The sequence below is a fragment of the Bradyrhizobium niftali genome (assembly GCF_004571025.1).
In the GTDB taxonomy this organism is placed as follows: domain Bacteria; phylum Pseudomonadota; class Alphaproteobacteria; order Rhizobiales; family Xanthobacteraceae; genus Bradyrhizobium; species Bradyrhizobium niftali.
The window spans coordinates 1-614 of the sequence record NZ_SPQT01000143.1 but is presented as its reverse complement, the minus strand read 5'-3'; the positions used below and the strand labels follow the sequence as shown (position 1 = coordinate 614).

The 614-nt window shown below is 66.6% G+C and carries 1 pseudogene; it reads left to right on the top strand.

What is annotated here, in order from left to right:
• Nucleotides 1-138: 138 nt before the first annotated feature.
• Nucleotides 139-614: pseudogene (locus E4K65_RS50205) on the top strand (DNA-3-methyladenine glycosylase family protein); the annotation flags it as partial.

Here is a 614-nt window from a genome sequence, read left to right as displayed (position 1 = left end):
TCCATCTTCCATGACTCTGTTACGATCGGAAATGGATGCGCGGGTCCCGCCTGCGCCGAAGGTCTTCGAGGCTTCTCGGTATTGGGCCGGCGTAGCTCTAGCAGAGACGGCAAGCCCGTGCATGACGAGTTAGGCACAATGACCATCCACCTCGAAACCCAGTCCGATCTCGAAGAGGCCGTCCAGGCGCTGGTGAAGCGCGACCCGCGGCTCAAGCCCGTGCTTGCGACTGCGGGCATGCCGGCCTTGCGGCGGCGCTCGCGGTCGAGAGCTGCTGCCCGCAGACGATATGCGCAAGCCCCGTAAAACCCGGCTCGCGCCGCCGCGATCTGGGGACGGCTGTCGGACGCCTTCGATCCGTTCGATCATGAGGCGGTGGGCCGCGCGCGCACCGACCGGCTGGGACGGCTTGGCCTCTCCGCCGCCAAGATCAAGACGCTGAAACATCTTGCGCGCGAGATCACGGCAGAGCGGCTGAACCTCGACGTGCTCGCCGAAGAAGACGCGGACGCCGCGCATCACACGCTGATCTCGCTGCCCGGCATCGGGCCGTGGACGGCGGACGTCTATCTCCTGTTTTGCCTCGGCCATGGCGATGCCTGGCCGGCCGGCGA